General features: G+C 69.5%; 4 protein-coding genes. 2 read left to right on the top strand and 2 right to left on the bottom strand.

All coding sequences use genetic code 11. The features are described from left to right. Nucleotides 1-292, top strand: a 292-nt coding sequence (locus ABSF49_RS19085) for a phage holin family protein (protein ID WP_424114226.1), incomplete at its 5' end; no start/stop codon positions are given. A gap of 192 nt (nt 293-484) precedes the next feature. Here the strand turns inward: ABSF49_RS19085 and ABSF49_RS19080 are convergent. Together ABSF49_RS19080 and gyrB are read right to left on the bottom strand one after the other, a co-directional pair. Further along, nucleotides 485-2,455 (bottom strand): TIGR03768 family metallophosphoesterase, encoded by a 1,971-nt coding sequence (locus tag ABSF49_RS19080; protein WP_424114225.1) that lies wholly within the window; start codon nt 2,453-2,455, stop codon nt 485-487. A 196-nt stretch (nt 2,456-2,651) separates the two neighbouring features. Next, nucleotides 2,652-5,138: a DNA topoisomerase (ATP-hydrolyzing) subunit B gene (gene gyrB, locus ABSF49_RS19075; protein ID WP_424114224.1), complete on the bottom strand. Its 2,487-nt coding sequence runs from the start codon at nt 5,136-5,138 to the stop codon at nt 2,652-2,654. A gap of 257 nt (nt 5,139-5,395) precedes the next feature. Here gyrB and ABSF49_RS19070 point away from each other — a divergent pair, with 257 nt between their 5' ends. Continuing rightward, nucleotides 5,396-6,586: a divergent polysaccharide deacetylase family protein gene (locus ABSF49_RS19070; RefSeq protein ID WP_424114223.1), complete on the top strand. Its 1,191-nt coding sequence runs from the start codon at nt 5,396-5,398 to the stop codon at nt 6,584-6,586. The last annotated feature ends 157 nt before the right edge of the window (nt 6,587-6,743 follow it).

The following is a 6,743-nucleotide window of genomic DNA, read 5'->3' as shown; positions in this document are numbered from 1 at the left end:
CCTGATCGCCGCGGCGCTGCTGCTGGGGATCGTCAACGCCTTCGTGCGGCCGATCCTGGTGATCCTGACCCTGCCGATCACCCTGCTGACGCTCGGCCTGTTCCTGCTGGTGATCAACGGCCTGATGATCGAGCTGGTGTCGCATTTCCTCACCGGCTTCGTCGTCGTCGGCCTGTGGCCGGCGATCCTGACGGCGATCGTCGTCGCCCTCACCAGCTGGGTGATGTCGAGCTTCATCGGCCCGCAAGGCCGCATCGAAGTCGTGACGGTGCGGCGCGACGGGCAGTATTGAGAAGTCCCGTCGAGAACGTTATGGAGGGCTCAGGTTTGCTCGCTTGGCTCGCTTAGCGCTCTTTTCGCTGGTCCTTGGCGGGCGCCAATTGGCGCCCCCTTCGGCCGGTCCGGCCGTTGCCTCCCTCGCCACGCGCGGCGCCGCTTCGGGCCGCGCGCGCCGGGCCTCTCGCCCGGCGCCGGCCTCTCCTCTTTACGCCAACCTCCGCCTCAATTCGGCGGCCATCTCCCGGGTCAGCGGCTTGAGCAATTCGGCGTTGTAGGACGCGTTATAGGGAACCGGCGGCGTCGCGGCGCCGAGGTCGGCGAACTGGATGGTCGGGTCCGGCTGATCGTTCTGCGGCCGCGACGGGTCCATCGTCGGCATAGGATGGCCGGCGAGCGCGCTGAGGTTGCGCGCGTTGGGGCGAGCGTCGTTCTGCACGATCTGCTGCACGGCGATCGCGTAGCGGCGCGACTTCGCGGCCGGGCTCCCCTCGGCGACCGCCGGATCGACGTTGAGCGTAACGATCGAGACCGTGTCGTCGTCGTTGAGGTAGAGATCGAAGGTGCGGAACTGCTGGGGAAAATCGCGCAGCGAGGACGTCTCCACCTGCCAGAACCCGCGCTCGGGCCGCGAGGGATCGTCGGAGGCGAACGCCTTCACCGTGTTGACGTGGCGATGGCCGGCGATCCACATCAACAGGTTCGGAGTGGCGCGCAGCTTGTCGATCAGCTCGCCCAGCGCGACGGCGTTGCGCTTTTCCGGCGCGATCCCCTTCGTCTCGCCCCACCATTCCATCTCGCAGCCGATGGGGCCGACGGCGATCGGCACATGCGCGGCGACGATCATCAGTTGATGGTTGGCCTGTCCGGCGTCGAGTTCCTCTTTCAGCCACGACCAGCGCGCCGCATCGAGACAGCCGTGGCCGTGGATGTCGCGCGAGCCGTCGTCGCTGGCCTGGGTGTCGTCGAGCACGATCATCTTGAGCGGCAGATGCGATTTTGGCGTGAAGCTGTAGCAGGCGAATCCGGGATCGCGCCGGCCGAAGCGGCTCTTGCGCGCCAGATGGAAGCCGTGGCCGACCGGTCGCGTGGTCGTGTCGTAGAATTCCCCGATCCACCCCGGCTTGCTGAGCGCGCGGCGCGCCGGATCGGCGACCACCTTCGGCGCCCCGGCGGCGAACGCAGGGTCGGCGGCGGCCCCGGCTTTGACGATCGCGCCGGTCGGCGACGCGCCGTCGATCACGCCGGGATAGAATGCCGGCTTGGCCTTGAACGCGGCGACGTCGAACAGGACCGGGAAATCCGCAATCCTGGGAGCGAGCGGATCGCCGATCGCCCACACCGCTCCTGCAGTATAGGAAGCGCGAAGGCTCGCATCGCCGTCGAGCGGGAACGAGCCGAGATAGAAATGATCGTGGTTGCCGACGACCTGATACCAGGGGATGGAGCGGTCGAGCCCGGCGGCCTTGAACGGCTTCTGGTAGTCGACCTTGTCCGCGCCGGCGTGCGCGCCTGAGCTCGGCGTGATCCGCTTGCCGTCGAACACGTCGATGTACCAGCGCAACTCGATGTGGGTCGGGTTGTTGCTGGCGTCGCCGAGCATCACGCCGAAGTCGAACGGATCGCTCTTGTGCAGAGCGTTGACGGTCTGGATGGCGGCGTCCAGCACCTGCGTGGTGGACAGCATCACCGGCGAATAGATCGAGGTGACGTTGGCGGCGGACGGCTCCGTCTGCTGGAAGGAGATGAGCTGGTTGGGCGCTTCCTTGTCGGTGATGTGAACGTCGGTGAAGGTGAAGAACCGCAGCAGCTTCGTCTTCTTATCCGCCGTGCTCGGCGCGGCGCCGGGTGGCAGAAGATCGCCGCGCGTCGCCACGGGAAGCGGCGCGCCATATGTCCACGCGCCGTAGCCGAACTTCGCGTATTGATCGACCTGATCGATCTGCGTCTTCGTCAGCCCCGGCAGCGTCGCGGGAAAGGCGACCGTCCGCTCGCGCGTCGTGACGACCGTCTGGTCGATGGGATAGGTCGGGGTCGCGGACGCGAGAGCGGTCTGCGGCAACGTCAGCGCGCCGAACGACAAGGCGCCGAGCGCGCTGCCCGAATATCCCAGGAATTCGCGCCGTCCTATCTCGCCGTGAGCTCCGGGAGCCTTGGCGGTCTTGTCATCGTCGGCCATAACGCGCGCCTCTTCCTCGGGGGTCGCCGCTATGGTCGCGCCCAGCCCGGGCGCCGACGCGCCTAGACGACGCGCTCGGTTCGCACGCGTGGCGACACACGTGCGAACGCGCGATCCTGTGCAACCACATGTTGCCAGATGATTACGACGGGCGCGGCCAGGGGCGCGACAAGGCGTCGCGGCGTCAGGCCCCCCCTCACACGTCCAGGTTCGCCACGTTCAGCGCGTTGTCCTGGATGAACTCGCGGCGGGGCTCGACGACGTCGCCCATCAGCTTGACGAAGATGTCGTCGGCTTCGTCGACCTCGCGAATCTTCACCTGCAGCAGCGAGCGCGCTTCGCGGTCGAGGGTCGTCTCCCACAACTGGTCCTTGTTCATCTCGCCCAGGCCCTTGTAGCGCTGGAAGGCGACGCCCTTGCGGCCGGCGGCGTTGACCGCTTCGAGCAGTTCGGAGGGGCCGGCGACCGTCGTCTCCTCGCCGCGGCGCAACAGCGTCGCCGGACCGCGGAAGGCTTCGCTGAGCGGCCTGGCGTGTTCGTCGAGCCGGCGCGCCTCGGCCGAGGCGATGAAGCCGGCGTCGATCGAAGCCGCCTGCCTGACGCCGCGCACTTCGCGCGTCAGCATGTAGCCGCCGGCTTCGGTGCGCGCGCTCCAGCCGCGTTCGGTCTCCTCCGATATCGCGTTCATGCGTTCGGCGAGCACGCGCGCGCGCGCTTCGGCCTCGGGATCGTCGGCGACGGCGAGCGGCCGCAGCGCGCCGAGGAGCGCGGCCTGCTCGAGCACCGCCTTGTTGTAACGCGAATGCGCCTGTTCGAGCAGCCGGCGCATGGCGCGCGCCTCCTCGACCAGCGCCGCTAGATCGGCCCCGGCGCGCACTTCGCCGTCGGAGAGCCGCAGCGCCGACCCTTCCAGTCCGCCGGCGACGAGATATTCCTCCATCGCGCGCTCGTCCTTGAGATAGAGTTCGGACGGACCGCGCTTGACCTTGAACAGCGGCGGCTGGGCGATGAACAGGTAGCCGCCCTCGATGACCGGCCGCATCTGACGGAAGAAGAAGGTCAGCAGCAGCGTGCGGATGTGGGCGCCGTCGACGTCGGCGTCGGTCATGATGATGATCTTGTGATAGCGCAGCTTGTCGACGTTGAAGTCGTCGCGGCCGATGCCGGCGCCGAGCGCGGTGATCAGCGTGCCGATCTGCTCGCTCGACAGCATCTTGTCGAAGCGTGCGCGCTCGACGTTGAGGATCTTGCCGCGCAGCGGCAGCACCGCCTGATACTCGCGGTTGCGGCCCTGCTTGGCGGTGCCGCCGGCCGAGTCGCCCTCGACGATGAAGATTTCCGATTTGGCGGGGTCGCGCTCCTGGCAGTCGGCGAGCTTGCCCGGCAGGCTGGCGATGTCGAGCGCGCCCTTGCGCCGCGTCAGCTCGCGCGCCTTGCGCGCCGCCTCGCGCGCCTGCGCCGCCTCGACCACCTTGCCGACGACGACGCGCGCCTCGTGCGGGTGCTCCTCGAACCATTGCGAGAGCAATTCGTTGACCAGGCCCTCGACCACCGGGCGCACTTCCGAGGAGACGAGCTTGTCCTTGGTCTGCGAGGAGAACTTCGGATCGGGGGCCTTGACCGACAGCACGCAGGTCAGGCCTTCGCGGCAATCGTCGCCGGTGAGGTCGACCTTCTCCTTCTTCGACAGGCCGGATCGCTCGGCGTAGCCGGTGACTTGACGCGTCAGCGCGCTGCGCAGGCCGATGAGATGGGTGCCGCCGTCGCGCTGCGGGATGTTGTTGGTGAACGGCAGCACGTTCTCGTGGTAGCTGTCGTTCCACCACAACGCCACTTCGACCAGGATGCGGTCGCGCTCGCCGCGGATGACGATCGGATTGTCGATCAGCGGCGTCTTGGCGCGGTCGAGATAGCGCACGAAGGCTTCCAGTCCGCCCTCGTAATGCAGCTCTTCGCGCTTGGCCTCGGGCCCGCGCAGGTCAGTCAGGACAATGTGCACGCCGGAATTGAGGAAGGCGAGCTCGCGCAGCCGATGCTCGATCGTCGCGTAATCGAACTCGATCATGGTGAAGGTCTGCGGCGAGGGGGTGAACGTCACCTCGGTGCCGCGCTTCGGCCGGCCCGCTTCGATCGGCGCCGGGCCGGCCACGGCAAGCTTGTCGACGGCGTCGCCGTTGGCGAAATGCATGACGTGCTCGTGGCCGTCGCGCCAGATGCGCAGCGTCAGCTTGGTCGACAGCGCGTTGACCACCGAAACGCCGACGCCGTGCAGGCCGCCGGAGACCTTGTAGGCGTTCTGGTCGAATTTTCCGCCGGCGTGGAGTTGGGTCATGATGACCTCGGCCGCCGAGACGCCCTCCTCCTCGTGGATGCCGGTCGGGACGCCGCGGCCGTCGTCGGTGACGGTGCAGGACCCGTCCGGGTTGAGCGTCACCGTCACCAGCGTGGCGAAGCCGGCGAGCGCTTCGTCGATCGCGTTGTCGACCACCTCGTAGACCATGTGGTGCAGGCCCGAGCCGTCGTCGGTGTCGCCGATGTACATGCCGGGGCGCTTGCGCACCGCGTCGAGACCGCGCAGCACCTTGATCGAATCGGCGCCGTAGTCGACGCTGCTCTGGTCGGGCGCAGTTTCGTCGGTATCGAGCGACGCCTTCGGTTCGTCCGTCAATTTCGAGGCCTTCATTTCGGCTGGAGCGTCGCCTGGCGGACCGATCCGGCCGCAGCGATTCGCGTGGTTTCCAGTATACCCCGGAGCGGCCTCGAGATGCACGTTTTTCCCGCGCCGCGCGGCCGCTTGCGCCCAGCGGCGAAACCCTTTGAGGGAGGGCGATTTTCCCCCTCGACCGGCGCGCTGCGGCAACCGACAATGCGCCGCCGCGGCGAGCTGATTCGGGGCCTTGAGGGCCGGCCGCGGCGAGCGAAGCGAATCGAGCCCGACGCGTGCGCGATCCCGTCAACGAACCTCTCGGACAGGCCGCCGAGGCCCGGCCGCGCCGGACGGCGCGGATCGTCGTCGCCGTCGGCCTGCTGGCGCTGGCGGCCGGCGCCGTGGCGCTAGCGCGGACCGTCGACTGGCGGCGCGGCGGCGAGCCTTTCGCCGTCGCGCGGATCGAGCGGTCGCCCGGCGCGAGCGCCGCGCCCGCCGCCGCCGCGACGACGGCGAAGGCCGACCCGGCCCTTGCGGCGGCGAACGCCGACCAGGTCGAAGCGGAAAGCGGCGTCAAAGTGATGCGCAGCGGCGGCGGCGGCGCCGGCGGGTCGATGATCATCGACGTGCCGCAGGCGCTGAGCCTGCGCCTGCCCCCCGCCCCCGACAGGCGCCTCGCCGAAAAATCGCGCTTCGGCCTGCTGCCGCGCGTCGGCGCCGACGGCGCGCGTCCCGCCGAGGTCTACGCGCGGCCGGTCTTCGCTTCGGCCAAGCTCAGGCCCGGCGCGCCGCGGGTGGCGCTGCTGGTCGGTGGCCTCGGCCTCAACCCCGCCAGCACTTCCGACGCGATCGCCCGGCTGCCGGCGGCGATCTCGCTCGGCTTCGCCCCCTACGGCGACAACCTCGACGGCGAAGCGGCGGCGGCGCGCGAAGCCGGCCACGAAACGCTGCTGCAGTCGCCGATGGAGCCGTTCACCTATCCGGCCGACAATCCCGGCCCGCACACGCTGCTGACCAGCGCTTCCGACGCCGACAACCTCGATTCCCTGCGCTGGCAGATGGGACGGTTCGTCGGCTACGCCGGCATCGTCAATCACCTTGGCGGCAAGTTCACCGCCGACGCGCGGGCGCTGACCCCGGCGCTCAGCGAGATCGCCGCGCGCGGCCTGTTCTATCTCGACGACGGATCGTCGCCGCGCAGCCTCGCCGGCGAGGTCGCGCCGACGCTCGGCCTGGCCTCGGCCGCCGCCGACGCGGTCGTCGACGCCGACGCCGCGCCGGCGGCGATCGACGCGGCGCTGACGCGGCTGGAAACGGTCGCCCGCGCCCGCGGCGCGGCGATCGGCGTCGCCACCGCCCTGCCCTCGAGTCTCGACCGCATCGCGCGCTGGAGCGCCGGGCTCGAGGCGCGCGGCGTCGAGCTCGTTCCAGTTTCGGCGCTGTCCGCCCGGCCGCCCGGTCCGGCGGCGGCCGCCGGACGTTGAATCTATGCGTGAGAGGAGCGTACGTGAGCAAGAGTCTGCCCTATCGTCGCAGCGCCGGCGTGGCGCTGATCAATCGCGCCGGCGAGGCGTTCATCGGCCGGCGCGCGCGCAGCCGCGAGGCGACCCTGGTCGCCGGCCACGAATGGCAGATGCCGCA

The organism is Roseiarcus sp. (genome assembly GCF_049514155.1).
Classification (GTDB): domain Bacteria; phylum Pseudomonadota; class Alphaproteobacteria; order Rhizobiales; family Beijerinckiaceae; genus Roseiarcus.
Note: the sequence above shows the minus strand (reverse complement) of the source record. Positions and strands in the feature narration are given on the sequence as shown.